Source organism: Kribbella pittospori (assembly GCF_004331465.1).
Classification (GTDB): domain Bacteria; phylum Actinomycetota; class Actinomycetes; order Propionibacteriales; family Kribbellaceae; genus Kribbella; species Kribbella pittospori.
The window spans coordinates 717078-740579 of the sequence record NZ_SJKB01000002.1 but is presented as its reverse complement, the minus strand read 5'-3'; the positions used below and the strand labels follow the sequence as shown (position 1 = coordinate 740579).

The following is a 23502-nucleotide window of genomic DNA, read 5'->3' as shown; positions in this document are numbered from 1 at the left end:
GACAACCCCGAACAGGAGCCGACCATGACCATGACCTACGCCCAGCCGATGCCCCGGCGCTACACCCGGGCCCGGCTCGCCGTCCCCGCGCTCTGGCGGCAGGTGATCCGTGCCAGTGAGAAGGACAACGTGGCGATCGTGCCCGAACCGGATCGGTCGGCGTACACGCAGTTGGAGATCTACGACGGCGTGCTGGCCGCGTTCGAGCGCCGCGACGAGGTGGCCGACGTACTGAAGGCCTCCGCCGACCGCGTGATCGCCGTCCAGCGGCTGCGCGAGGAGTTCGGGTTGAGCCATCTGCAGGCGACCGCGCTGCTCGACCTGCCGCTCACGGACGAGTGCCGCGACCGCATTTCCCACCGTGCCGCCGAGCTCCGTACTGCCCTGAATCGCTGACCCGCGCCAGGCGGGGCGGCTCGCGCGAACCTGCGGGGTTTGCGTGGCGTGGGGAGGATGGAGGGGTGATCACGATTGAGCAGGCCGGGCGACTGCGCAAGGCCGGGGTGCTGTGGGCACCCGCGGCAGGGGATCGTTTCGTCGTACCGGACCGGGACATGGACGACGACGTGTTCGTGGTGAGCGACATGACCGTCGAGGTGCACGACTACCAGGGCAGCAAGGTGATCGGCTTCAACGGCACCACCGAGTGGGCCCTGGACAGCATCGAGCAGCGTGAGGTCGTCTGGCTGCCGCGCGAGGAACAGTTGCGCGCTCTGCTGGGCGACCACTTCCGCAAGCTCGAGGCGGTCCCCGACGGGTACGCCGTCGAGTTGACCGACAGCATCCACCGGGCCGACGACGCCGAGCAGGCGTACGCCGCCGCCGTCATCCACCTCCTCGGCGCCTGAAACGCCTGCGCCGGGTCACCGGCACCGAGTCACCGCGGCGTGGTCGGCCGCCAGTACTGCTTCTTGCCGGTGTCCTTCACCGTGTAGCCGAGCTTCGCCACCTCGCCGCGCAGCTCGCGCAGATCCGCCTTGCCCTTGTCGCCCTGGTCGAACGCCTTGGCCCGCACCTTCAGTACGGCGTTCACCGTCGGCGGCAGATCGGGTTCGTCCTCGACCCAGCGGCGGAACCGGTCCGCGTGCGGATCGCCGGACTCGGACCACGGGTACCCGTGGGCGCGGAAGGCGGCCGGGATCTGCCGCGCGTCGGACTTCAGCTGATCGTGCTTCTCCCGCGCCAGTTCGCGCGAGGTCGAGTCCTGCAGCACGATCTCCTTGCCGTCCAGGAACGCGACCGTCACCTTCTCCCGCGGCACGATCACGGTCTTCTGGTTCTTCAGGAACTCCACCGACCGGTTCGAGACGGTGACCTTGAGGTGTCCTCGAGCGCCATCCCGGCCAGGATCACGCCGGCCACCAGGCCGAGCACGATGCAGATCGCGATCACCCACCAGCCGTCCCAGCCCGAGATCAGCTTCAGCGGCCCCTGGAACGGCACCCAATGCTGCCGCGCCGCCCAGTCCGCGATCCGCGGCAGGAAGAAGCCGAGCACCAGCCCGATCAGCGGCAGTCCACCGAACAGCACCACCTTGTCGGTGGTCGAGTGCCCGATCACCGTCCGGTCCGGCGTCCGTGTGGTCGACTCCATGGCCCGAACGTAACGCAGCGATCCGGAACTTTAGTATCGAATCACAACGACCGAAGGAGGCCGGGTGGCTGACGGGATCTGGTTGCGGTTTCTGAGTGGTCCGGAGATCGACTCGCTCGGGCTGACCAGGCTGGAGATCGTGGACGCGGTCGAGGAGGCGGTCCGCGAGCACGGCGAGGGCCGGACCAGCTTCGAACCGCGTGTGCACCTGATGCCGGACAACGGCGGGATCGGCCACTTCAACATCCTGCGCGGACATCTGGACGGCCTCGGCGAGCACGGCATCAGCGGCGTGAAGGTGGTCGGCGACTTCGTGCCGAACTACCAGAAGGGTCTGCCCAGCGAGCTGGCGATGGCGACGCTGTTCGACCCGACGACCGGCGTACCGCTCGCGGTCCTGGACGCGACGATGATCACCGCGGCGCGGACCGGCGCGATGACCACCGTCGGCGCCCGCCACCTGGCCCGGCGGGACAGCAAGATCCTCGCCCACGCCGGTGCGCGCGGCACCGCGTGGTGGAACGTGACGATGCTCGACGACCTCTTCGACCTGGACGAGATCCGGGTGACCTCGCGGCGGCCGGAATCGCGGGAGAAGTTCGCGGCCGAGCTGTCCGCGGAACTGTCCACGCCGGTGCGGGTGGTGGCGACGGCTGAGGAGGCGTTCGACGGCGCCGACGTACTGGTCGAGGCGACCCGGCTGACCGAGCCTGAACCGTTGCTTCGTACGGCCGCCGTGAAGCCCGGCGCGTTCGTCGTCCCGTACGGGACGATCAGCGCGGTCGAGCTCGACCTGCTCGACGTGATGGACAAGGTCGTCGTCGACGACTGGCGCGAGGCCCAGTCCGGCCGGTTCGGGGCGCTGCGCCGGCACGTGGACACCGGCCGGTTGTCGCCGGAGACCCTGTACGCCGAGCTCGGCCAGATCGTAGCGGGTCAGAAACCGGGCCGGGAGAACGATGCCGAGCGCAACCTCTTCTGGCATCGCGGTCTGTCCCTGCTGGACGTCGCGATCGCGCACCTGATCCTGCGCAAGGCCGAGGCCGCCGACGTCGGCACCATGCTCCGGTTCCACTGACATGCTGATCAACCAGCCGTCGGACCTCGACCCCGCCAGCCCCGAACCGATCACCATCGCGCAGCCGCTGCTCGATCGCCTGGCCGCGATCCGCACAGAGCTCCTTGCCGCACTTGCCTCCGGTGAAGCCGTGTACGGCGTCAACACCGGGATGGGCAACATGAGCAAACGCCGGCTCACCGAGGACGAGCAACGCGTGCACCAACGCAACCTGTTGCTCGGCCGAGCCGTCGGTGGACCTCCCTGGCTCCCGCCCGACGAGGCCCGCGCGGTCCTGATCGGCCGGTTGCGCACGTTCCTCACCGGCGACGCGGGTGTCTCGGTCGAGCTGATCCAGCAGTTGGTTGCCATGATCAACAGCGGATGGGTTCCCGACATCCCCGCCGAGGGAGCGGGTTCGGCCGGCGAGATCATTCCGCTGGCGCACGCGTTCAGTTCGGTCGAGGTGGGTCCCAAGGAGGGGATCTCCCTGCTTGCGGGCGTGCCGGGTGCGACCGGGCGGGCTGCTTTGCAGGCCACGCGTGCACACCGGCTCGCCGACCACCTCACCGCGGTCGGAGCCGGTGCGATTGCGGTGATCGGTGCGAACCGTGCGCCGTACCAAGCCGCGGTGGGCCGGGGTGATGACGTCTTGGCAGCCGAGTTCGCGCGGATCCGCGAGCTGGCCGGTCCGGAGCCCGAGCCTCGAGCGCTCCAAGCACCGGTGTCATTCCGGGTTGCAGGACACGTTGTTGCGCACGTCCGTCGGTCCATCAGCCAGCTGGACGAAGCCGTCGACCGTGCATTCACCGGCGTGACCGACTCACCGGCGTACCTGGACGGCGAATTCATCGGGACGGCGGGCTTTCACGGGATCGACCTCACGGCGTACTCCGACCACCTGACCGCGGCGCTCGCACACGCGGCCGAGGTGTCCGCGGCGCGGCTGCACCGCCTCCTCGACCCGGCCGTCACCGGTCTCCAGGCCCAGCTCGCGCACGAGCCGGGCCCACAGGCCGGTCTGGTCGTCGTCCACAAACGTGCCGTCGCCACCACCCATCTGCTCCGCCGCCTGACGTTGCCCTCAGCAATCAGTACGGCGGAGACGTCGAACGGCCAGGAGGACGTTCAGACCTTCTCCTGGGAAGCGGTCGGCACCCTCGCGGAAGCCGTCCGGCTGACCCGCGAGGTCACCGCCTGCGAGCTCCTGGCCGTGCATCAGGCCTTCGCCCTGTCGAAGCGCCCGATCCCGGTCGGCCTCCGCGACCTCCATCAGGCCGTCGCGGACGTCGTACCGCCGATCGAGGCGGATCGCCCGTTCGGCGAGGATCTGACCAGATTGCTGGAGTCCGTCCTCTGACCACCGTGCTCAAGCTCGGTGGCGGGATGTTTCACCGATCGCAGGCATTTGTCACGGCAGCCATCAAACAACCCGCCACCGAGTGAGGGCCTATCGCTGACTTCTCAGCGACTTCGGCCATGGGTTGATCGAAAAAGCCAGCGCGACGCGCGGACGGTTCGCAAGCCGCAAGTAGCCTGCGGCGGGTCTGTGTCGTTGGCCAGGGTGCGGGCAGGGATTCTGAACGAAGAGCTGACCTGACCGGCCTGTCGGCCCCACCGGCCGATCCACTAGCCTGACGTGGTCCGGGCGGAGATGGAGGAGTTCGTTGAAGCGGTTCGTGGTCCCTCCGACCTGGCCGTCGCCGCCCCGCCGTAGTTGGGTCCCACCGAAGACCTGGCGCCCCGACCCGTCCTGGCCACCGCCGCCCGAAGGCTGGCGATTCTGGATCGACGGCAAGGGCAACCCGGTCCGCGGTCCGATCGGCCGGTACGCCGGCCCGTCCCGCCGAGTCCTGTACGCCGGGATCGGCGCCGCAGTGCTGTTCCTCGGGATCAACTTCTGGGCCTTGTCCGCCATCGGCCTGTTCAGCGGCGACTCCGGTGACTCGCAGGCCGTCCCGGTGGTCGACGACAGTTCGGCGACTCCATCGGTGACCCAGACTCCGGTCGTGCCACCGCGCACGACGCAGCCGACCTCGGTGCCGCCCCCGGTGCAGAAGACGACGGTGCCGCCGACCACGAAGACGAAGACGACGCAGCCGACGAAGACCCGGACCACCGAGAAGGCGGAGGCCAAGCCGACGCCGACCCGGACGACGAAGACCACCAAGCCGCCGCGGCCGAGCACCACCACCCCGACCCGCGAAGAGATCCTCAAGCAGTACTGCATCCAACGCGGTTGGGACCCGGAGTGGTGCGATCCGGACAACTGGCCGGACGACCCGGCCGACGATCCGCGCAACGAGCCCTGATCAGACCACGTTCCACTCCGCGCGCCGGCCGTCGTACCGGAATCGGCGTAGGTCAAGCGGACTGATGTCGACGAACGGCTCACGACCGAGGTAGAGGTCGCGGATGATCTCGCCGACCGCCGGTCCCTGCAGGAAGCCGTGACCGGAGAAGCCGGTGGCGTAGAGGAACCGGGACACGCTGTCGGCCTCGCCGATCAGCGCGTTGTGGTCCGGCGTCACCTCGTAGAGCCCGGCCCAGCCGCCGGTCAGACCGAGGTCGAGCAGTGACGGCGCACGGCGTTCCATCGCGGCGGTCAGCCGCGGCAGCCAGGTCTCGGTGCGGTCCAGATGGAAGCCGGGCTCTTCATCCGGATCAGACATTCCGACCAGCAGACCAGGTCCCTCGCGGTGGAAGTAGAACGTGCTGCTGAAGTCGATCGTCATCGGCATGCTCTGCGGCAGATCCGGGATCGCCTCGGTCACGACGATCTGCCGCCGCAGCGGCGTGACCGGCAGATCGACCCCGAGCGGTACGGCGAGCTCCGCCGACCACGCGCCCGCCACGCAGATCACCGTTCCGGTCCGTACGTCGCCACGGCTGGTGCGGACCGCCCGGATGGCGTTGTCGTCCGCCTCGATGCCGAGTACTTCGCATCCGGTGACGAGCGTCGCGCCGAGCCGACGGGCGGTCGTCGCATACCCGAGTACGACGGACTCCGGCGTACAGTGCCCGTCCGCCGGCGAGAAGCAGGCACCGACCAGACCGTCTGGGGCAACGATCGGCGCGAGCCGGACGGCTTCGTCGACGTCGATCATCCGGGTCGGCTGACCAGCCGCGTTCTGCAGGCGAGTGCTCTCGCGGAACAACTCGAGCTGGTCGGCAGTCTCCAGCAGGAACAGGTAGCCGACGCGATGCAGGTCGATCTCCTGACCGGGTCGCTCGCCGAATCGCGCGAAGGCCTCCAGGCTGCGAGCGCCCAGCGCAATGTTCAGCTCGTCCGAGAAGTTGGCGCGGACCCCGCCGGCCGCCTTGGACGTAGAACCGGAACCGAGCTCGTTCCGCTCCAGCAGCAGCACGCGTTCCACCCCGGCCTCGGCGAGATGGAACGCGATGCTGGCGCCCATCACGCCGCCGCCGACGATCACCACGTCGGCGGCGTCCGGCAGGACCGCGGCCATCAGGGCAGCTGGAAGGAGAGGTCGGCCTCGACCGTCTCGGTGTCCATCTGGGCCTTCTGCAGCTTGCCCGAGTAGTCCCAGTTCAGCGACTGCCACCGGGTGAACTGGTCGAGCACCCAGATGCCGCTCTGCCGGGAGCCGTTGCCGGACTTCCCGTTGCCGCCGAACGGCAGATGCGCCTCGGCGCCGGAGGTCGAGTTGTTCACGCTCACCATGCCGGCCGAGATGCCCTGCGCGAACCGGAACGCCTTGTTCGGGTCGGTGGTGTAGATCGAGCTGGACAGGCCGTAGCCCGACTTGTTGCCAAGGGCAATCGCTTCGTCGAGGGTCGAGTACGTCGTGATGCCGACGACCGGACCGAACGTCTCGTTCATGAACAACTCGTCGTCCGGACGGACACCGTCGACGATCACCGGGTGGTAGAACAACCCGGCCGCGGGGTCCCCGACGAATCCGGACCGCGGGCTGTCCGCGCTGACCCGGCCGGTCGCGCCGATCACCTGGTGGTGAGCCGCGATCCAGCCCAGCGACTTCTCGAACCCGGCGGCGAACTTCTCGTCCAGCAACGGGCCGAACAGCACCTCCTGCGCCGGATCACCCATCGCCGCGTCCGCGACCGCACGGCTGAACCGAGCGACGAACTCGTCGTGCACCGAGTCGTGGACGATCACCGTACCGAGCGAGGTGCACCGCTGACCCGCCGTACCGAAGCCGGAGAACAGCGCGCCCTCGACGGCCAGGTCGAGGTCGGCGTCCTCGGTGATCACCATCGGGTTCTTGCCGCCGAGCTCCAGGCACGGAGTCTGCAGGTGACGTCCGCACAGCTCGCCGATCCGGCTGCCGACCGCGCTGGATCCCGTGAAGCCGACCTTGTTGACCAGCCCGGCCTGCAGCGCCTGCTCGAGTCCGGCGAACGTGTCCGGGCCGTCGGCGTACACGACGTTGAAGACCCCGGCCGGTACGCCGGAGTGCGCGAAGATCTCGTAGAACGCGTCGGACACCACAGCGGAGTACTCCGCCGGCTTCCAGACGACCGTGTTGCCGCACAACAGCGCCGGCACGATGTACCAGGACGGTACGGCGACCGGGAAGTTGCCGGCCGTGATCACGACGACCGTGCCGACCGGACGGCGGAACGTGAACAACTGCTTGTCCGGCATCTCCGACGGAACCGTTTGACCGTAGAGCCGGCGGCCCTCGCCGATGAAGAAGTCGCAGGTGTCGATGATCTCCTGCACCTCACCGCGCGCCTCGGCGATCGGCTTGCCGATCTCGCGGGTGACGAGCGCGGCCAGCCGCTCCTTGTTGGCGGTCATCAGCCGGCCGACGTTCGCGATCACCTGACCGCGCTGCGGAGCGGGCGTCGCGGCCCACGCGCCCTGGGCGTCCCGGGCAGCTTGGGCGGCCCGGACGAGAACCTCGGGGCCCGCGCTGCCGACCATCCCCACCACGTCGCTCAGCTGAGCCGGGTTGGTCGACGGCGTACGCCGTACCGCTTCCGCCACTCGCTCGCCACCGACAACGGACAGCACCTCAACGGCCATGCGGCATCCCTTCATCGTCGTGGGGGTCCACCCTAGGCGGCACCTTCTGACTGGGATAGAGATCCGGGATCGGGATCGGCATCCGCCACAGGTGCGACTTCGGGCTGATCATGCCGTGCCGGATCGCGACGTACCGGAGCAGGCGGAGCGGGCCGGCGATCAGGATGAAGGCCAGCGGGAGCTCGACCAGGAAGGCGCTCAGCAGTGCCTGGGTGAGGTCGGCGCCGCGGTGGCTCGTCATCGTGTCGAACCAGGCGTCGCAGATCAGCAGGACGCCGGTCGCGAACGCGGTCGGGAAGACCAGTTGCTTGCGCTTCCAGCCGGCCAGTGCGGTCAGCACCAGCATGGTCAGCAGCAGGATGTCGAAGCCGACCCAGGTGGCGACCCAGTTCCGGGCGACGTAGTGACTGGGCAGAGTCATGCCCAGATAGACGGTCCAGGGGATCAGTGCGAGCGCGCAGAGCAGCATCAGCGCGGTCCGCCACTTGCGGATCCGCTCGATCGTCCGCGGCGACGGCAGCCCTGCCGGTTCCCGCGGCGCCAGCCGCAGGATCAGGTCCCGCCGCTCGGCCGGAGTCATCGCCGCGATCTGTTCGTCGGTCAGGTCCACCTTCCCAGTATGTCTTGTGATTGCATTCACAAGCGGTTAGGATTCCAGTACGGAAGCAACTGTCGATGAGACAGATGAGGTGTGGGCATGACCGAGCGCAAGCCAGCCAACATGTCGCAGCAGGACTGGGTCGACATCCAGATCCAGCAGGCCCAGAAGCGGGGCGAGTTCGACAACCTCGCGGGCCAGGGCAAGCCGCTGACCAAGTTGGCCAATCCCCACGACCCGGACTGGTGGGTCAAGGACTTCATACGCCGGGAACAGATCGACTCCGAGGCCCTGCTGCCACCCGCGGTGCTGCTCCGCAAGGAGAAGCAGAAGGTCCAGGAGACCGTCGCCCGGATGCGCCGTGAGTCCGAGGTCCGCGACTACCTCGCGGATCTGAACCAGCGCATCCTGGTCAGCATTCGCGACACCACCGGCCCGGTCGTTCCGGTCGGCACTGTCGACGAGGAGGCGGTCCTGGCGCAGTGGAAGGCGGATCGGCCCGAGCCGGTGCGCAAGCAGTCAGGTGCCAAGTCTGCGGAAGTCCCGCCGAAGAAGTCGCTCTGGCAGCGGCTGTTCAGCTGAGCAGTTCGCGGGCCGCGATCTCGATCGTCCGCTCGCTGAGCAGCACCTGACGGGACGCGTCGCCGAGCGGGACGAACGAGTCCTCCGACGTCACCCGGCCGAGCCGGCCGGTGTAGCCGTGGTCGATCAGCGCGGCCAGGACGCCTTCGGACACACCGCCGGACCGCCGGGTCTCGTCGACCACGAGCACGCGCCCGGTGGCGGTTGCCTCGCGCAACAAATCCTCGACCGGCAGCGGCGCCAGCCAGCGCAGGTCGAGCACCCGGAGGCCCGGCACTCGTGCGGCGACGCGCAGACTCATCGGCAGACCGTTGCCGAAGGTGACCAGAGTCAGGCCCGTCCCATCGCCGTACGTCCGGCCGCGTCCGATCGGCACCGGTTCGCTCGGGTACGGCGTCAGCCACTGGTCGTCGCCGTCGCCGTACAGATCGCGCCGGTGATAGAGCGCGATCGGCTCGAGGAACACGCTGACCGTTCCGCACGATCGCGCCGCCGCCGCGCAGGCGTGCAGCATCGCGGCCGCGTCGTCCGGCCGGGAGGGCGATGCGATCACGAGACCCGGGATGTCGCGCAGTACGGCGATCGCGTCGTCGTTGTGGAAGTGACCGCCGAACCCCTTCTGGTAGCCGTAGCCCGCGACCCGCAGCACCATCGGGTTCGAGTACTGCTCCTGCGAGAAGAACTTCAGCGACGCCGCCTCACCGCGCAACTGGTCCTCGGCATTGTGCAGATACGCCAGGTACTGGATCTCCGGGATCGGCAGCAACCCGGACACTCCGGCGCCGAGTCCGAGTCCGAGGATCGACTGCTCGTCCAGCAGCGTGTCGAACACCCGGGCCGGTCCGAACGACTTCTGCAGTCCGCGGGTGACGCCGTACACGCCGCCCTTGCGGCCGACGTCCTCGCCGAACACCATCGCCTCCGGGTACGACGCCAGTACGTCGGCCAGGGCCCGGTTGATCGACTGGCTCAGCGTCAACCGTTCCGTCGTACGACTGGGCCGGGGCAATGACTCCGCAACCGCCTCGGGGTCGGGGAACCGCAGTGGTGAAGCGACGGCCTCGGCGGACGACAACTGCGGCAGGCCCGAGACCTCGGCCGCGATCCGCATCACCTCGGACCGCTTGTCCTCGTACAACTCGATCACGTCGTCCGCATCCAGCCCGGCGCCCAGGAGCAGTCGCGCCGTACCGAGCAGTGGGTCCAGTTCCTCATCGGCCACGAGCTCGGCGGGCGATCGGTACGCCGCTTCCACGTCGGAGCCGGCGTGGCCGAGCAGCCGGACGGTCCGCAGCCGGAGGAAGGCCGGCCGCCGATTCCGCCGGACGAACGTGGCTGCCTCGGTCGCCATCGTCAGCGCCGCGGCGACATCGGTGCCGTCGGCATCGAAGTACCGCAGGCCGGGCCGCGACCCGTAGGCCTGCCGGATCCAGCCGTCCGGGGTCCGCACGCTGATCCCGATCCCGTTGTCCTCACAGACCAGCAGCAACGGCATCGGCAGGCCCTGGTACGACGCGTGCAGGGCGGCGTTGATCGCGCCGGTCGCGGTCGAGTGGTTCGCCGACGCGTCGCCGAAGCTGGTCACCACGATCGCGTCGGACGGCCACGGCGACGGTACGCCGAGCTTCGCCGCGCGGGCGAGGGAGAACGCGACACCCATCGCCCGGGGCAGGTGGGACGCGATCGTCGACGTCTGCGGGATGATCGCCAGGTCGTGCCGGCCGAACACCTTGTGCCGGCCGCCGGCGATCGGCTCACTGGTCGCGGCCGCGACACCGAGCAGGATGTCGCGCAGCCCTTCCTTCGAGCCGGCCTGGTCGGCGCGGGCGAGGTAGAACGCGCCGGAGCGGTAGTGCAGCAGCGCCGGATCGGTGGGCCGGAGCGCGGCGGCGACCGCGGCGTTTCCCTCGTGGCCGGCGGATCCGATCGTGTAGTAGCCCTGCCCTTGCGACTGCATCCAGCGTGCTGCGAGGTCCGCATGCCGGCTGCCGAGCTGAGCGTCGTACAGGGTCCGCAGCTGGTCGGCCGAGTAGTCGGACGGCGCGGGCTTGAGAGCACGGACGCGCTCGGCGTACCGCTCGTCGACGGCGGTCACTGCGCGGGTCCTGCGTCGGTCGGGGCGGGGAGGGCGCGGTCAGAGTCCGCAGTCGAAGCCGTCGTCGTTCGGGTTGGCGTCGGCCAGGACGTCCAGGATGCGACTCGCGCGTCGAAGGTCCTCATCTGATACATGATCGGCGAAGAACGTCGAGACCACAGCTTCGACCACGGGTTGGGCAGCCGCGAGCGCCTCCCGCCCGGCCGGCGTGAGCTCGGCCCAGGTGGCCCGGCGGTCCTCGGGCGTGTTCCGGCGGACCACCCAGCCGTCCTTGTCCTCGAGCTTGCCGATCAGCCGGGTCGCGCCGCTGCGGGAGATCATCAGCTCCTTCGCCAGCGGGGCCATCCGCATCCGGCCACCGGCCTGGTCGAGGGCCCGCAGGACCTCGTGCTCGAAGTAGCCCATCTTGAGCCGGCTGCGCAGGGTGTTGTCGAGATGGGCGTAGAGCAGCGTGTCCGCGCGGTACAGCGCCCGCCAGGACTCGAATTGCACGGCACTCATCTGCTTGGTCGGCATGCGCAGCAGTCTACGGCGATGAGTGCACCATACAACTGTTGACACACGAACTGTTCTCTTGTGTAGGCTGACCCGACGTTGCCGAGAGGGGGATGTCGTGCGCTCGATCCGTTGGAAGGCGGTGCGTCCGCTGCGGCACCGGGACTACCGGCTGCTGTGGACCGGACTGGCGGTTGCCCTGCTCGGCAGCGGGCTGTGGCTGGTCGCACTGGCCTGGCAGGTGATCGAGCTCGGCGGCGGACCGGTGCAGCTGTCCGTGGTGACGACGGCGTACAGCATCGGGCTGGTGGTCTGCGTGCTGTTCGGCGGGATCGCGGCCGACCGGTTGTCGCAGCGCAGCGTGATCGTTGTGGCGGACGGAGTACGCGGTCTGGTGCTGTTGGTCGTCGCCGGGCTGGCGCTGACCGAGCTGCTGGAGGTCTGGCATCTGGCCAGTGCGGCAGTGCTGATCGGAGCCGGAGAGGCGTTCCTGATTCCGGCGTACACGGCGCTGGTGCCGAAGCTGTTGCCGGCCGGCGAGTTGCTCGCGGCGAACGGCTTGGAAGGGACGCTGCGGCCGCTGGCGCAGCAGGCGACCGGGCCGGCGCTGGGTGGTCTCGCGATCGCCGCGATGTCGCCCGGGATCGCGATCCTGATCACGGCGTTGACCTACTTCTTCTCCGCCGGTTGTGTGCTCGCGATGCGCGTGCCGGCAACCACCAAGGAAGTGGACGAAGTACCGCAGACGATCTTCGGTGACCTCCGAGAGGGATGGGCCTATGTACGGCGTACCCGGTGGCTGCTGGCCTCCTTGTTGTTCGGCACGGTGTTCGTGCTGCTGATCCTCGGGCCGCTGGAGGTGCTGCTGCCGTTCGCGATCCGGGATCAGCTCGGTGGTGGGCCGAGTGACTTCGGCCTGGTGCTGGCGGCGTTCGGTGTCGGCGGTGCGGCCGGTGCCTTGCTGATCTCGTCACGGAACTTGCCGCGGCGGTACCTGACCGTCATGACTCTCATGTGGGGCGTCGGTTCGCTGCCGTTCGTCGTGCTCGGGTTCGCGCGCGACCTGTGGGTGATGGCGGCGGGTGCGGCGGTGGTCGGTGCGACCGGGTCCGCCGCGATGGTCATTTGGGGGACGCTGTTGCAGCGCCGGGTCCCGGACCGTCTGCGCGGACGCATCTCCAGCTTGGACTTCTTCGTCTCGCTTCTGCTGATGCCGTTGTCGATGGCACTGGCCGGCCCGGCGGGTGCTGTGTTCGGGCTGACGGCGGTGTTCATCGTCGCTGGTGTCGGCCCGGCAGTGGTGTCACTGTTGGTCGTGTACTTCGGCCGGATGCCGTCGGACGAGATCGCTCATCCGCTGGACCATCCCGTCACGCCGGCCGGCTCGCCCACCGCCGCCTGATTGCGCGGCCCCCGGGTGGGGAACGGTGCAGAGGGGCCGTTCGTTCTCTGGGGTAGAGGTGTGGTTACGGGGTGGGTGACACGTGAGGTGTTCTGTGGCGACGAGTGAGTTCCGGTGAGGGGTCATTCCGCGTTGATGCGGCGGATGGCGATCGCTGCCGGACTCGGTGTGGGGACAGCCGGGGTGCTCGCGGGCGTCTTGCTGCTCGGCCCGCTCGCGGCCGTGATCCTACTGACCGTCGTGTTCGCACTGGTCTGGCCGCTGGCCGCGGTGATCCGGCACGTGTCGGACGAAGCGCCGTACCAGTCGTCGGCCGTGGTCGCGGCCACTGCGGCCGCTGCTGTGCTGTGCCTGCCGGGGCTGGTGCGTCTGCTGGCGTGGGGCGCGGTCGGGTTCGCGGTGGCGCTCATCGCGGCGACAGCGTTCGTGCTGCTCGACCTGGTCCTGCCGGAGCGACGGCACCGTCCGTCGCGGCGGCAGCGGAAGCTGGAGCGGTTGACCGAGAAGCAGGGGTTCGAGGACGAGGCGCTGATCGCGTCGCTGCAGTGCCCACTCAGCATCGAGGAGTTGTGCGGCGTCTGGACCGAGACCGCGACCCAGCTCGCCCAAGGTGCCGGCCCGCGCGACCGCCAGGCAGTCGCCGAAGTACGCCGGATCTGCCTCGACGAATTCGAACGCCGCAACCCCGACGGCTTCCACCGTTGGCTGGAGGCCGGCGCGCCCGCGAATCCGAGCAGCTACCTGCTCCCCACTCCGGGAGACGGTCCGACCGCCCTGTGAGTCAGGCCGCCTTCTTCCGGCTCGCAGCCTTCCTGGCAGTGGTCTTCTTCGCCGCGCTCTTCTTGGCCGTGCCCTTCTTCGCGGTCGTCTTCTTGGCGGTCGACTTCTTCGCTGTGGACTTCCTCGTACCGCGGGACTTGCGTGCGGACTCGACGCTGGCGCGCAGCGCGGCGACCAGGTCGGTCGGGTTGGTGGCCTGCGGCTCCTCCTCGGAGAACACGACCTCCTTGCCCTTGTGCTTGGACACCACCAGTTCCTTGACCCGCTCGGTGTAGGTGTCCTTGTAGGCGGACGGTTTCCACTCGCCGCTCATCGCCTCGATCAGGTCGGTCGCCATCGACAGCTGCTTGCCCGCCGACGACTTGCCCGGTAGTTCGTCCAGTTCGTCAGCGGGATCGCGGATCTCGTCGGCGAAGTACATCGTCTCCAGCACCAGGACCTTGTCCTTGGCCCGGATCGTGGCCAGATACTCCTTGCCACGCATCACGAACTTCGCGATCCCGGCCCGGTTCGTCTTCGCCAGCGCGTCCCGCAGCAGCGCGTACGACGACGCGTTGTCGCCGTCCTTCGGACCCAGGTAGTAGCTCTTCTGGAAGTGGATCGGGTCGATGTCGTCCAGGTCGACGAACGTGGAGATCTCCAGCGCCCGGGACTTGCCCGGCGCGATCTCGTCCAGCTCGTCCGGCTCGACGATGACGAACTCGCCGCCGCCGACGTCGTGACCCTTCACGATCTTGTCGAAGTCCACTTCCCGGCCGGTCCGCTCGTTCACCCGCTTGTAGCGGATCCGGTCCGAGGTGCCCTTCTGGAACTGGTGGAAGTCGAGCTGGTGCTCGTCGGTGGCGCTGTACAGGCCAACCGGCACCGAGACCAGTCCGAAGGTGATGAATCCGCTCCAGATCGACCGCGCCATCCGTCTCTCCTCTCGTACCGCCCCCGCCGGTACCCAGGTCAGAGCCGGTTGTACCGCTTGCGCGCCTCCCGGCTCTCCTTCTGCGCGTCCCGGGCGGCCCGGCGGGCGTCGTCCAGTTCACCGCCCAGCCGTCGTACCAGTTCCTGTGCCTCCGCGAGGGCCTCGCGCGCGTTGTCGAGCTGGGTGTCGAGATCCTCGACCGTTGATTCGGCCTCCTGGGCCGCGGCGACGGCGTCCTCGAACGCCTTCTTGGCCTTCGCCTTCTCGGCGGCCTCGCGCTCCTCCTCCTTGCGCTCCGCGGCCTCGCGCTTCTTCCGGGCAGCAGCCGTTTCCTCGTCGGCCTCGGCCTGCTGCGCCTTGCGCCGGTCGCGGGCGGCCTGGCGGCGTTCGTCGGTGAGCGGGGTGACGTTGGTCGGTTCGCCTGCTTCGTCGACGACGCCGAAGCCGACGTGCCGCAGCGCGCTGCTCAACCGGCCTTCCCTTACGGCGTCGCCCGCAGCCGGATCCACCAGCGCGGCATCGAGCGTCTCGCGCAACTTCTGCCCGACGTCCGCGCTCAACTTCTGGCCCTCGTCACTGGCGACCTTGGCGGCCTCCTTGGCCAGGTTGTCCAGCAACTGGTGCCGTCGCGGTGTCAGCTCGCGCAGGCGATCGCCGTCGAGGTCGGCCGTCGCCTCGCGGAACTCGTCTCCCAGCGCGAGCAGATCGTCCAGCTCGTCCGGCAGCTTGCGGGCGATCAGGTTCGTCACCCAGGCCGCGACCGTCGGCTTGCGCATCGCCTTCAGCCGGGTCGACCCGAGCTGGTCACCGTCCGCCTTCAGCTGCTTGGCCAGCTCGTTGCGAGTAGCAATGAAATCCGCAGCCGGCGCCGCGTAGAGCGCATCCGCCGCCTCCTCGAAGTCCATGGCGGCGACGCTACCCGGAATTACCCCGTGGTGGGGCCGGGACGCACGACCAGTTCGGCGCGCAGCCGCTCCAGGATGCCGCGGAGCAAGCGGGACACCTGCATCTGACTGACGCCCAGCTCGTGGCCGATCTCCTCCTGGGTCAGCCCGTTGCGGAACCGGAGTTCGAGGATCCGCTTGTCCCGGTCGCCGAGGTTCGCGACGGCCGGCGTGAGGGTCTGGACGTCTTCGACCAGGTCGTAGCCGTCCTCGTCGTCGGCGACCGTGTCGAGCAGGCTGATCGTGCCGTCGACCGTCCCCGGCGCGTCCAGCGACAGCGTGCTGAAGCAGCCGCGAACCGAACTGGCCTCGGCGATCTCGGCAGGATCCGTGCCGAGCGCTTCCGCAGTCTCCTCGGCGCTGGGCACGTGTCCGAGCCGCTGGATCAGCTCAGGCTCGGCGGCCGCGATGCTGCCCTGCATCTCCTGCACGCGGCGCGGCGGCCGGACTGTCCACGCACAGTCGCGGAAGTACCGCTTCAGCTCACCCCTGATCGTCGGTACGGCGTACGAGAGAAATGCGGTGGAGGCGTCGAGCCGGTAGCCGTTCGCGGCCTTCACCAGGCCGAGGTAGGCGACTTGTTCGAGATCGTCGGGGTCCACGCCCTTGCTGCGGTACCGCGAGGCGATCGAGCGGGCGACGGGTGCGTTCAGGATCACGACCTCGTCGAGCAGTTCCTGGTGCCGCGGATCCGGCACCTCATGGGCTTCGAGCAGGAGTTCGTGGGTGGTTTCGGCTATGCGCTGCTTGGAATCCTCAACGCTGACAGCTGCGATCGTCACGGGAGGGACCTCGTCGTGTCGTCGTATCGTGCAGGTCGGGTGGCATCAGGGCTGAACCACTAGCTCCACCAGATCAAACTCAGCCGCTGGTTTCAAGTAGCGAGGTGTTACAGGTGTTTGAAACACGTCAAGTTCGCGCTCGCTGGGTCACCACGATGCACAGCAGTACGACGACAGCGGTGATCGGCGCGGTCACCGGAAGATGCTCGTTCATCAGCAGGACCGACCACACCAGCGTCAGCAGCGGCTGGGCGAGTTGCAACTGACTGGCCTTCGCGACCCCGATGATGCCCATGCCGCGGTACCAGACCACGAACCCGCCGAGTTGCGAAATCCCAGCAATGTAAGCAAGTCCGAGCAGACTCGACGCCGACGGATGCAACGGCTCCCGCGGTACGGCGATCAGCGTGATGGCAAGGCTGATCGGCAAGGCAAGTACGACGGCCCAGGCGATCACGTGCCAGCCCGGCAGATGCCCGGCGAGTCGACCGCCTTCGGCATAGCCGAGCGCACACACGACCAGAGCGGCCAGCAGATAGAGGTCTGCGACTGAAACGGACCCGTGATGCTGGCTGAGAGTGAAGACCACCACGGCTGCCGCGCCCGCACACGCAGCAAGCCAGAACATCGCGGGCAACCGTCGCCTGGTCAGCAGTGCCGATGCGGACGCGGTCGCGATCGGCAGAAGACCGACGACGACTGCGGAGTGGGCGGTGGTCGAGGTCTGCAAGGCCAGTGTGGTCAGCAACGGAAAGCCGATAACGCAACCACCGGCAACGATCAGCAAACCCCGTAGGTCCTTCCGCTCCGGTCGGCGGACGCGGAGAGCGGCGAGCAGTACGGCGGCGAGGATCCCGGCCAGGAGACCGCGAGCGCCGGTGGCCGTCCACGGACCCATGCCTCTGGTTGTCCACACGGTGGCCGGGAAGCTCAAGGAGAAGGATGCGACGCCGACGAGCGCTGCGATGGTCCCGGCTCTGGTCGGTATCGCTTCTCGACTCGGAACAGTAGCGCTATCGTGTGCCGTCATGGACAACGATAGCAGTCTGGCTGTTGTCGTCGGGCGGATGCGGGCGGAGGTCACCGCTGCCGGCCCGGGCGGCCGGCTGCCGTCCAGCCGCACGTTGGTCCGGCGTTGGGGAATCAGCCCGGTCACTCTGTCGCGAGCGGTCACTGTGCTGATGGCCGAGGGGCTTGTCAGCTCGCGTCCGGGATCAGGGGTCTTCGTCAGCGACCGAGCACAGCGCCGGAGAGTCGCTCAGGCGGATGTCTCCTGGCAGGACAGCGCTCTCGAGAACCATCGGCGTCCCAAGACCACGGCGATGCTGGGGATGTTGTCGACGCCTCCGGATGGGGTGGTGGATCTTTCGGTCGGCTACCTGCATGAATCGCTCCAGCCGAGCAAGGCACTGGCCGATGCGATGGGACGATCGGGCCGCCGACCAGGCACGTGGACCCGCTCGCCGGCCGAGGGGATCCCCGAACTCCGGGCCTGGTTCGCGGCGGACATCGGTGGCCGCGAGGGTCCGATCAGTGCCAATGACGTGCTGATCAGTTCGGGTGGCCAGACCGCCTTGGTCACCGCGCTAAGGGCTCTGACCGATCCAGGTCAGGCAGTAGTCGTGGAATCACCGACGTACGCGGGGACTCTGGCTGCTGCTGAGGCGGCGGGACTCCGCTGCGTGCCGGTGCCGCTCGATGTGGATGGTCTGCGAGTCGAGTTGCTCGCGGAGGCGTTCGCGAGTTCCGGTGCGCGGGTGCTGGTGTGTCAGCCGCTCTTCCAGAACCCGACCGGCGCCGTGCTCGCGGCGGCTCGGCGTGCCCGGCTGATGGACGCCGTACGGGCGGCTGGAGCCTTCGTCATCGAGGACGACTTCACTCGGCGGTTGGTGCACGAAGATGCTCCCGATCTGCCGCAACCGCTGGCTGCGGACGATCCGGACGGCCACGTCGTCCACATCCGGTCGTTGACCAAACCCACGTCACCGAGCCTGCGCGTCTCCGCCGTGACCGCGCGCGGCCCGGCGTACGCACGGCTGCGGGACAGCCATGTGGTGAACAGCTTCTTTGTGCCCAGACCGATGCAGGAGGCGGCGCTCGAGTTGATGACTTCGCCTTCCTACGCGACTCATTTGCGTCGGCTGGCAGCAGCGTTGCGGGATCGGCGGGAGACGCTGACGCAGAGCCTGGCGGAGCGGTGTCCGCATCTGACGGTTCACGCGGTCCGGCCCGGCGGATATCACGTCTGGACATCCCTGCCTGACGGGTTGCGGGACGACCTGGTCGTGGCCGAGGCGCTTCGCCAAGGCGTGTCCGTCAGTCCGGGGCGCAGCTTCTACCTGCCAGGCGGGCCGACCGGGCACCTTCGGCTCAGCTATGCGGGTACGGCGTCCGTCGACGAGATCGTGCGTGGGGCCGAACGGCTCGACGCCGCGGTACGGGCGTGCGCCGAAGCCTGACAGGATCTGTCAGGTTTCGGTGCTGGACTGGACCCATGGACGACTGTTGCGCCGTGGTGGACCTGCGGCAGTACACCCTGCATCCCGGCGAGCGCGACACCCTGATCGAGGTCTTCGACGAGTATTTCGTCGAGGGGCAGGAAGCGACGGGGATGCACATCGTCGGCCAGTTCCGCGACCTCGACGAGCCGGACCGGTTCGTCTGGCTCCGCGGTTTCCCCGACATGCCGACCCGCGCCGACGCGCTGAACGCCTTCTACTACGGGCCGATCTGGCGCGAGCACGCCGCCACCGCGAACCGGACCATGATCGACTCCGACAACGCGCTCCTGCTCAGGCCCGCGCACCTCGGCGCCGCCTATCCCCGGCCGGGCTCACCCCGAGCAGCGCGAGGTACGACGGACGTCCCCGACTCGGTCGTCGCCGGAGCCGTCTATCACCGGGGTGCAGCCGATGACGGCTTCGTCGAGTTCTTCACCGATCACGCCGTACCGGCCCTGACCGCCACCGGCGCGGAGCCGGTCGCCGTCTTCGAGACCTTGGTTGCCGAGAACAACTTTCCTGGACTGCCGTTGCGGGATGAGATCGTGCTGGCCTGGTTCGCCCGCTTCCCGGACGACGCGGCGTACGACGAGCATCGCCGGCGGCTCGAGGCGTCGACGGTCTGGCAGCGGCAGGTGCTGCCGGAACTGGTCTGCCGCTCGGCCGCGCCTGCCCAGGAGCTGCGGCTGCGTCCGACCGCCAGATCGCAGTTCCGGTAAATGCGTTGCGCGTCTCGGAGCGGGCGTGCATCCTGAAGCAACTGTGCGGCGACGAACGCTGCCTGGACCTAGGGAGGGCTGACGGATGGCCATCACTGTGCTGCGGCATGTCCGCATCAGTCTCACCTCACAGTTCAGGAGCACACCGGATGTCTTCCGACGTCTTTCGCACCACCGAGCAAGATCTCACCGATAACCTTTCCGACCTCGACTCCCGCTGGGCGCAGTTCACCGGCGACGAGTCCGAACCTGATCCGGCCGACGCGTTCGTCTTCCGCTTTCAGGAAGTCGACGAGCAGCTGGGCCCGGATCAGCGCTGGTCCACCTGGCTGGACGTCGAGCGCGGTTCTCGCGGCCCGGAACCACGCCCCTCGTGGGTAGTGACGGAACAGGCGGCGATCGACACCGAGCTCGGCGTCCTCAAAACCGGCAAGGAAGCCGACGTCTTCCTGGTCGAGCGGGCCGTCGAAGCCATCGGCGCCAACCCGGCCCGTTCCTCGCTGCTCGCCGCGAAGCGGTACCGCACCGAGGAACACCGGTCCTTCCACCGCAGTACGGCGTACGTCGAAGGGCGCCGTACCCGCAACAGCCGCGACACCCGCGCGCTGGCGAAGAAGACCTCACACGGTCGCAACGTCGCCGCCGGGCAGTGGGCGGGCATGGAGTGGGGTGCGCTCTGTCAGTTGTGGAAGGCGGGCGTCCCGGTGCCGTACCCGGTCCAGATCGACGGCACCGAGTTACTGATGGAGTTCATCGACGACGGTGAAGGCGGGGCGGCCCCACGGCTCGCCCAGGTCCGGCCGTCCAAGGACCTGCTCGGGCAGTACTTCGAGCAGGTCCGCGACGGGATGCGCGAGTTGGCCAGGGCGGGTTTGGCCCACGGAGACCTGTCGCCGTACAACGTCCTCGCCCAGGGGGACCGGATCGTGATGATCGACCTGCCCCAGGTGATCGACATCGTCGGCAATCCGAAGGGCATGGACTTCCTGCTGCGCGACTGCCACAACATGGCGACCTGGTTCACCAACCGCGGGCTCGAGATCGACGAACAGGAACTGTTCGCCGACCTGCTCACGATGGTGTTCTGATCGCCTGCTGCAGCAAGGGCACGAGTGGTACCAGCTGGTCGGGGTGGGCGTCGACGAGACCGTCGACATGGTTGCCCGCCTCGACCCGCAGGTACGTGTGCAATCCGGTCCGGCGGGCCATCGCGGCGTACACGTCCGAGTCCTGGGTGATCGGGAGCAGACTGTCGTAGGTGCCCTGGATCGTGACCAGTCGCTTGCCGATCCGGCCGGTCAGCGCGATCCGCCGGATCGCCTTGCGTGCTTCAGGCCGGCGCGCGTAGTCGTAGTCGGCTTCAGTGCCGGTGTACGACGGATCGAGCTCGGCGGCGTAGATCCGTTGAGTCAGCTTCCAGTAGACCGTGTAGTGGTAGTCCCACAGGAAGTCGGACTTCGGATCGAAGCCGGCACCGGTGATCAGCTCCGGAGATTGTTGCTCGTAGCCCCTGATGGCCGGCGGCAGGAACGTGAACAGGTTCGGTCCGTTCACGGTCCACAGCGTTCCTTCTAGGTCAACGCCCCGGGTATAGAGGTCGGGATGGTTCTCGAGCTGCCAGCGGACCAGGTAGCCGCCGTTCGAGATGCCTGCGGCAACCACCTCGCGCGGCGCGCGGTCGTAGTACTGGCCGACTGTCGCCCGGGCGGCTCGGGTCAGCTGCGTCATCCGCAGGTTCCACTCGACGATCGCGTCACCCGGCCGCACTCCGTCGGTGTAGAACTCGGCGCCGGTGTTGCCCTTGTCCGTCGCCGCGAACGCGTACCCCAGCGAGAGCACGTAGTCCGAGATCGCCTTGTCATTCGCGTACTGCGCTCGTACGCCGGGCGACCCGGAGACGACCAGGCCGCCGTTCCACCGATCCGGCAGCCGGACGACGAACTGGGAGTCGTGATTCCAGCCGTGGTTGGTGTTCGTGCGCGAGTTGTCCGGGAAGTACCCGTCGATCTGGACGCCGGGAATGCCCGATGGCGACGGCAGTCCCGCGTGGGTGAGACCCGCGTAGTCGGCCGGGTTGGTGTGACCGGAGGCCACGGTCCCAGTGGTGGTCAGGTCGGCGAGACGGGCGACTTCCTGGTGCTGGGAACCGGGAACCCGGACCGGACGATGGGCGCTGGCCGGCACGGTCATACCGGCGAGCAGCAGGACGGCTGAGAACAACGCGAGGCGGCGCATGGCGTCACGCTAGAAGTCGCCTCCTTCGCCAGACAGAGGGTCGGAGCACACAACCGTGCGCCTCCGGATGGTCTCCTACGACACCGCTTTGGCTGCCGCGCGTCCCGCCGTACGTCCGGTGAAGAGGCAGCCGCCGACGAACGTGCCCTCAAGCGATCGGTAGCCATGGATGCCGCCGCCACCGAAGCCGGCCACCTCGCCCGCCGCGTACACACCGGGCAGCGGCGTACCGTCGGTGCGCAGTACGCGGGAATCCAGGTCGGTCTGCAGACCGCCGAGGGACTTGCGGGTCAGGATGTTCAGCCGTACGGCGATCAGCGGGCCGGCCTTCGGGTCGAGGATCCGGTGCGGCGACGCGACCCGGATCAGTTTGTCGCCGCGGTAGTGCCGGGCGCCGCGCAGCGCGGTGATCTGGAGGTCCTTGGTGAACGTGTTGGTCAGCTCGCGGTCTCGCGCGACGATCTGGCGCTCCAGGTCGTCGAGGTCGATCAGTTTGTCGCCGGTCAGGTCGTTCATGCCGCGGACCAGATCGGGCAGGTTGCCCCGGACGATGAAGTCGGCGCCTTTGTCCATGAACGCCTGCACCGGCGCGGTCGCGCCGCCGCGGGCCCGGCCGAGCACACCCTTGATGTCCTTGCCGGTCAGGTCCGGGTTCTGCTCCTGGCCGGAGAGGGCGAACTCCTTCTCGATGATCTTCTGGGTGAGCACGAACCAGGTGTAGTCGTACCCGGTCCGCATGATGTGCTCCAGCGTGCCGAGAGTGTCGAACCCGGGGAACAGCGGCACGGGCAGTCGCTTGCCGGTCGCGTCGAACCACAGCGACGACGGTCCGGGCAGGATCCGGATGCCGTGCATCGGCCAGATCGGGTCCCAGTTCTGGATGCCCTCGGTGTAGTGCCACATCCGGTCGCGGTTCACGTACCGGCCGCCGGCTTGCTCGGTGATCGCGAGCATCCGGCCGTCGACATACGCGGGGACGCCGCTGATCATCCGCTTCGGTGGCTCACCCATCCGCTTCGGCCACTGCGAGCGGACCAGGTCGTGGTTGCCGCCGATGCCGCCGGAGGTGACGATTACGGCCTGCGCGGTCAGATTGAAGTCACCGACCTCGACCCGCGAACTGGCGACCCCACGCGCGACACCGCTCGGCTCGAGCACCTTGCCCGCGACTCCGTCGACCACGCCGGCGGTGACGGTCAACTCGTCCACCCGATGCCGGAACCGGATCTCCACCAGGCCCTTGGCCTCGGCTTCGCGGACGCGGCGCTCGAACGGCGCGACCAGACCGGGCCCGGTGCCCCAGGTGATGTGGAAGCGGGGCACCGAGTTCCCGTGCCCGTCCGCGTTGTAGCCGCCACGCTCGGCCCACCCCACCACCGGGAAGAACCGAACTCCCTGGGCATGCAGCCACGGACGCTTCTCGCCGGCGGCGAAGTCGACGTACGCCTCGGCCCATTGCCGGGCCCACTTGTCCTCGTCGTCCAGGCGGTCGAACCCGGCCGAGCCGAGCCAGTCCTGCAGCGCGAGATCGCGCGAGTCCTTGATGCCCATCCGGCGTTGCTCGGGGGAGTCGACGAACAGCAGGCCGCCGAACGACCAGAACGCCTGGCCGCCGAATGAGGCCTCCGGCTCCTGGTCCAGCAGCAGCACCTTCCGGCCCGCGTCGGCCAGTTCGGCGGTCGCGGCCAGCCCGGCCAGACCCGCCCCGACGACGATCACATCCGCGTCCATCACTGTCCCCTCACCGATCGGTGGTCCATGTATAGCGGACAACCGAAGGCGATGGACGGAC

Annotated in this window: 23 protein-coding genes and 1 pseudogene; 11 read left to right on the top strand and 13 right to left on the bottom strand. The window is 68.5% G+C overall.

Annotated features, from left to right (window positions below):
* The first annotated feature begins 24 nt into the window (after window positions 1-24).
* Both E0H73_RS10115 and E0H73_RS10110 read left to right on the top strand, forming a co-directional pair.
* Entirely contained in the window at window positions 25-396 is a 372-nt protein-coding gene (locus E0H73_RS10115) for a hypothetical protein (protein WP_131353213.1), read from the top strand.
* Window positions 397-461: 65 nt separating this feature from the next.
* Window positions 462-848, top strand: a complete 387-nt coding sequence (locus E0H73_RS10110) for a pilus assembly protein CpaE (RefSeq protein WP_131353212.1) — start codon at window positions 462-464, stop codon at window positions 846-848.
* Window positions 849-877: 29 nt separating this feature from the next.
* Here E0H73_RS10110 and E0H73_RS48345 read toward each other — a convergent pair whose 3' ends face one another.
* Window positions 878-1015 carry a CysS/YqeB C-terminal domain-containing protein gene (locus E0H73_RS48345; protein ID WP_420323422.1) on the bottom strand — a complete coding sequence of 46 codons (138 nt, stop codon included), beginning with the start codon at window positions 1013-1015 and terminating at the stop codon, window positions 878-880.
* A 147-nt stretch (window positions 1016-1162) separates the two neighbouring features.
* A pseudogene (locus E0H73_RS47120) lies at window positions 1163-1593 on the bottom strand (YqeB family protein); the annotation flags it as partial.
* A 64-nt stretch (window positions 1594-1657) separates the two neighbouring features.
* Here E0H73_RS47120 and E0H73_RS10100 point away from each other — a divergent pair.
* The 3 genes from E0H73_RS10100 (at window position 1658) to E0H73_RS46525 (ending at window position 4962) form a co-directional block, all read left to right on the top strand.
* Window positions 1658-2671, top strand: coding sequence for an ornithine cyclodeaminase family protein (locus tag E0H73_RS10100; protein ID WP_131353211.1), 1014 nt, complete (start codon window positions 1658-1660; stop codon window positions 2669-2671).
* A gap of 1 nt (window position 2672) precedes the next feature.
* Entirely contained in the window at window positions 2673-4010 is a 1338-nt protein-coding gene (locus E0H73_RS10095) for an aromatic amino acid lyase (RefSeq protein WP_131353210.1), read from the top strand.
* A 307-nt stretch (window positions 4011-4317) separates the two neighbouring features.
* Entirely contained in the window at window positions 4318-4962 is a 645-nt protein-coding gene (locus E0H73_RS46525; RefSeq protein ID WP_202867286.1) for a hypothetical protein, read from the top strand.
* Here the strand turns inward: E0H73_RS46525 and E0H73_RS10085 are convergent, their stop codons facing one another.
* Genes E0H73_RS10085 through E0H73_RS10075 form a run of 3 tightly spaced genes read right to left on the bottom strand, consistent with a single transcriptional unit; the run spans window position 4963 to window position 8274 of the window.
* Entirely contained in the window at window positions 4963-6120 is a 1158-nt protein-coding gene (locus E0H73_RS10085; protein ID WP_202867285.1) for an NAD(P)/FAD-dependent oxidoreductase, read from the bottom strand. It lies immediately after the preceding gene.
* The gene (locus E0H73_RS10080) at window positions 6120-7664 is read right to left on the bottom strand and encodes an aldehyde dehydrogenase family protein (RefSeq protein WP_131353209.1); all 1545 of its coding nucleotides are present in this window, start codon (window positions 7662-7664) and stop codon (window positions 6120-6122) included. The genes E0H73_RS10085 and E0H73_RS10080 overlap by 1 nt, the downstream gene beginning before the upstream one ends.
* Window positions 7654-8274: a hypothetical protein gene (locus E0H73_RS10075; RefSeq protein WP_202867283.1), complete on the bottom strand. Its 621-nt coding sequence runs from the start codon at window positions 8272-8274 to the stop codon at window positions 7654-7656. Before E0H73_RS10075 ends, E0H73_RS10080 begins: the two co-directional genes overlap by 11 nt.
* Window positions 8275-8361: 87 nt before the next feature.
* On the opposite strand from E0H73_RS10075, the gene E0H73_RS10070 reads away from it, so the two are divergent.
* The gene (locus E0H73_RS10070; RefSeq protein ID WP_131353208.1) at window positions 8362-8844 is read left to right on the top strand and encodes a DnaJ family domain-containing protein; all 483 of its coding nucleotides are present in this window, start codon (window positions 8362-8364) and stop codon (window positions 8842-8844) included.
* Here E0H73_RS10070 and E0H73_RS10065 read toward each other — a convergent pair.
* Together E0H73_RS10065 and E0H73_RS10060 are read right to left on the bottom strand one after the other, a co-directional pair.
* On the bottom strand, window positions 8837-10939 hold the full coding sequence (locus E0H73_RS10065; RefSeq protein ID WP_131353207.1) for a thiamine pyrophosphate-dependent enzyme: 2103 nt from the start codon (window positions 10937-10939) through the stop codon (window positions 8837-8839). The genes E0H73_RS10070 and E0H73_RS10065 overlap by 8 nt on opposite strands.
* A gap of 39 nt (window positions 10940-10978) precedes the next feature.
* Window positions 10979-11455 carry a MarR family winged helix-turn-helix transcriptional regulator gene (locus E0H73_RS10060; protein WP_131353206.1) on the bottom strand — a complete coding sequence of 159 codons (477 nt, stop codon included), beginning with the start codon at window positions 11453-11455 and terminating at the stop codon, window positions 10979-10981.
* A gap of 97 nt (window positions 11456-11552) precedes the next feature.
* On the opposite strand from E0H73_RS10060, the gene E0H73_RS10055 reads away from it, so the two are divergent.
* Both E0H73_RS10055 and E0H73_RS10050 read left to right on the top strand, forming a co-directional pair.
* Window positions 11553-12836: an MFS transporter gene (locus tag E0H73_RS10055; RefSeq protein WP_165555564.1), complete on the top strand. Its 1284-nt coding sequence runs from the start codon at window positions 11553-11555 to the stop codon at window positions 12834-12836.
* A 114-nt stretch (window positions 12837-12950) separates the two neighbouring features.
* Entirely contained in the window at window positions 12951-13616 is a 666-nt protein-coding gene (locus tag E0H73_RS10050; protein WP_238163911.1) for a hypothetical protein, read from the top strand.
* 1 nt (window position 13617) lies between these two features.
* Here the strand turns inward: E0H73_RS10050 and ku are convergent, their stop codons facing one another.
* From ku to E0H73_RS10030, 4 genes are all read right to left on the bottom strand, one after another.
* Window positions 13618-14529 carry a non-homologous end joining protein Ku gene (ku, locus tag E0H73_RS10045; protein WP_131353205.1) on the bottom strand — a complete coding sequence of 304 codons (912 nt, stop codon included), beginning with the start codon at window positions 14527-14529 and terminating at the stop codon, window positions 13618-13620.
* 38 nt (window positions 14530-14567) lie between these two features.
* Complete coding sequence (locus E0H73_RS10040) at window positions 14568-15434, bottom strand: hypothetical protein (RefSeq protein ID WP_131353204.1); 867 nt, start codon at window positions 15432-15434, stop codon at window positions 14568-14570.
* Between the two features lie 20 nt (window positions 15435-15454).
* Entirely contained in the window at window positions 15455-16255 is an 801-nt protein-coding gene (locus tag E0H73_RS10035) for a sigma-70 family RNA polymerase sigma factor (protein WP_238163910.1), read from the bottom strand.
* A 127-nt stretch (window positions 16256-16382) separates the two neighbouring features.
* The gene (locus E0H73_RS10030) at window positions 16383-17285 is read right to left on the bottom strand and encodes a DMT family transporter (RefSeq protein WP_131353202.1); all 903 of its coding nucleotides are present in this window, start codon (window positions 17283-17285) and stop codon (window positions 16383-16385) included.
* Here E0H73_RS10030 and E0H73_RS10025 point away from each other — a divergent pair.
* From E0H73_RS10025 to E0H73_RS10015, 3 genes are all read left to right on the top strand, one after another.
* Window positions 17284-18714, top strand: a complete 1431-nt coding sequence (locus E0H73_RS10025; RefSeq protein WP_131353201.1) for an aminotransferase-like domain-containing protein — start codon at window positions 17284-17286, stop codon at window positions 18712-18714. The two genes, E0H73_RS10030 and E0H73_RS10025, sit on opposite strands and share 2 nt — an antisense overlap.
* A 35-nt stretch (window positions 18715-18749) precedes the next feature.
* Complete coding sequence (locus E0H73_RS10020) at window positions 18750-19475, top strand: NIPSNAP family protein (RefSeq protein ID WP_165555563.1); 726 nt, start codon at window positions 18750-18752, stop codon at window positions 19473-19475.
* 149 nt (window positions 19476-19624) lie between these two features.
* The gene (locus E0H73_RS10015; protein ID WP_131353200.1) at window positions 19625-20563 is read left to right on the top strand and encodes a serine protein kinase RIO; all 939 of its coding nucleotides are present in this window, start codon (window positions 19625-19627) and stop codon (window positions 20561-20563) included.
* Here E0H73_RS10015 and E0H73_RS10010 read toward each other — a convergent pair.
* Together E0H73_RS10010 and E0H73_RS10005 are read right to left on the bottom strand one after the other, a co-directional pair.
* Window positions 20547-21710: an alpha/beta hydrolase family protein gene (locus E0H73_RS10010; RefSeq protein ID WP_202867281.1), complete on the bottom strand. Its 1164-nt coding sequence runs from the start codon at window positions 21708-21710 to the stop codon at window positions 20547-20549. The two genes, E0H73_RS10015 and E0H73_RS10010, sit on opposite strands and share 17 nt — an antisense overlap.
* Window positions 21711-21785: 75 nt before the next feature.
* Window positions 21786-23441 (bottom strand): FAD-binding dehydrogenase, encoded by a 1656-nt coding sequence (locus tag E0H73_RS10005; RefSeq protein WP_131353199.1) that lies wholly within the window; start codon window positions 23439-23441, stop codon window positions 21786-21788.
* Window positions 23442-23502 lie beyond the last annotated feature (61 nt).

Excerpts from the sequence above, each read along its gene's own strand:
- ku (WP_131353205.1), bottom strand. The coding sequence starts at position 14,529 with ATGGCGCGGTCGATCTGGAGCGGATTCATCACCTTCGGACTGGTCTCG.
- E0H73_RS10085 (WP_202867285.1), bottom strand. The coding sequence starts at position 6,120 with ATGGCCGCGGTCCTGCCGGACGCCGCCGACGTGGTGATCGTCGGCGGC.
- E0H73_RS10080 (WP_131353209.1), bottom strand. The coding sequence starts at position 7,664 with ATGGCCGTTGAGGTGCTGTCCGTTGTCGGTGGCGAGCGAGTGGCGGAA.
- E0H73_RS10025 (WP_131353201.1), top strand. The coding sequence starts at position 17,284 with ATGGACAACGATAGCAGTCTGGCTGTTGTCGTCGGGCGGATGCGGGCG.
- E0H73_RS10010 (WP_202867281.1), bottom strand. The coding sequence starts at position 21,710 with ATGCGCCGCCTCGCGTTGTTCTCAGCCGTCCTGCTGCTCGCCGGTATG.
- E0H73_RS10020 (WP_165555563.1), top strand. The coding sequence starts at position 18,750 with ATGGACGACTGTTGCGCCGTGGTGGACCTGCGGCAGTACACCCTGCAT.
- E0H73_RS10115 (WP_131353213.1), top strand. The coding sequence starts at position 25 with ATGACCATGACCTACGCCCAGCCGATGCCCCGGCGCTACACCCGGGCC.
- E0H73_RS10015 (WP_131353200.1), top strand. The coding sequence starts at position 19,625 with ATGTCTTCCGACGTCTTTCGCACCACCGAGCAAGATCTCACCGATAAC.
- E0H73_RS10060 (WP_131353206.1), bottom strand. The coding sequence starts at position 11,455 with ATGCCGACCAAGCAGATGAGTGCCGTGCAATTCGAGTCCTGGCGGGCG.
- E0H73_RS10040 (WP_131353204.1), bottom strand. The coding sequence starts at position 15,434 with ATGGACTTCGAGGAGGCGGCGGATGCGCTCTACGCGGCGCCGGCTGCG.
- E0H73_RS10030 (WP_131353202.1), bottom strand. The coding sequence starts at position 17,285 with ATGACGGCACACGATAGCGCTACTGTTCCGAGTCGAGAAGCGATACCG.
- E0H73_RS10095 (WP_131353210.1), top strand. The coding sequence starts at position 2,673 with ATGCTGATCAACCAGCCGTCGGACCTCGACCCCGCCAGCCCCGAACCG.
- E0H73_RS10005 (WP_131353199.1), bottom strand. The coding sequence starts at position 23,441 with ATGGACGCGGATGTGATCGTCGTCGGGGCGGGTCTGGCCGGGCTGGCC.
- E0H73_RS10070 (WP_131353208.1), top strand. The coding sequence starts at position 8,362 with ATGACCGAGCGCAAGCCAGCCAACATGTCGCAGCAGGACTGGGTCGAC.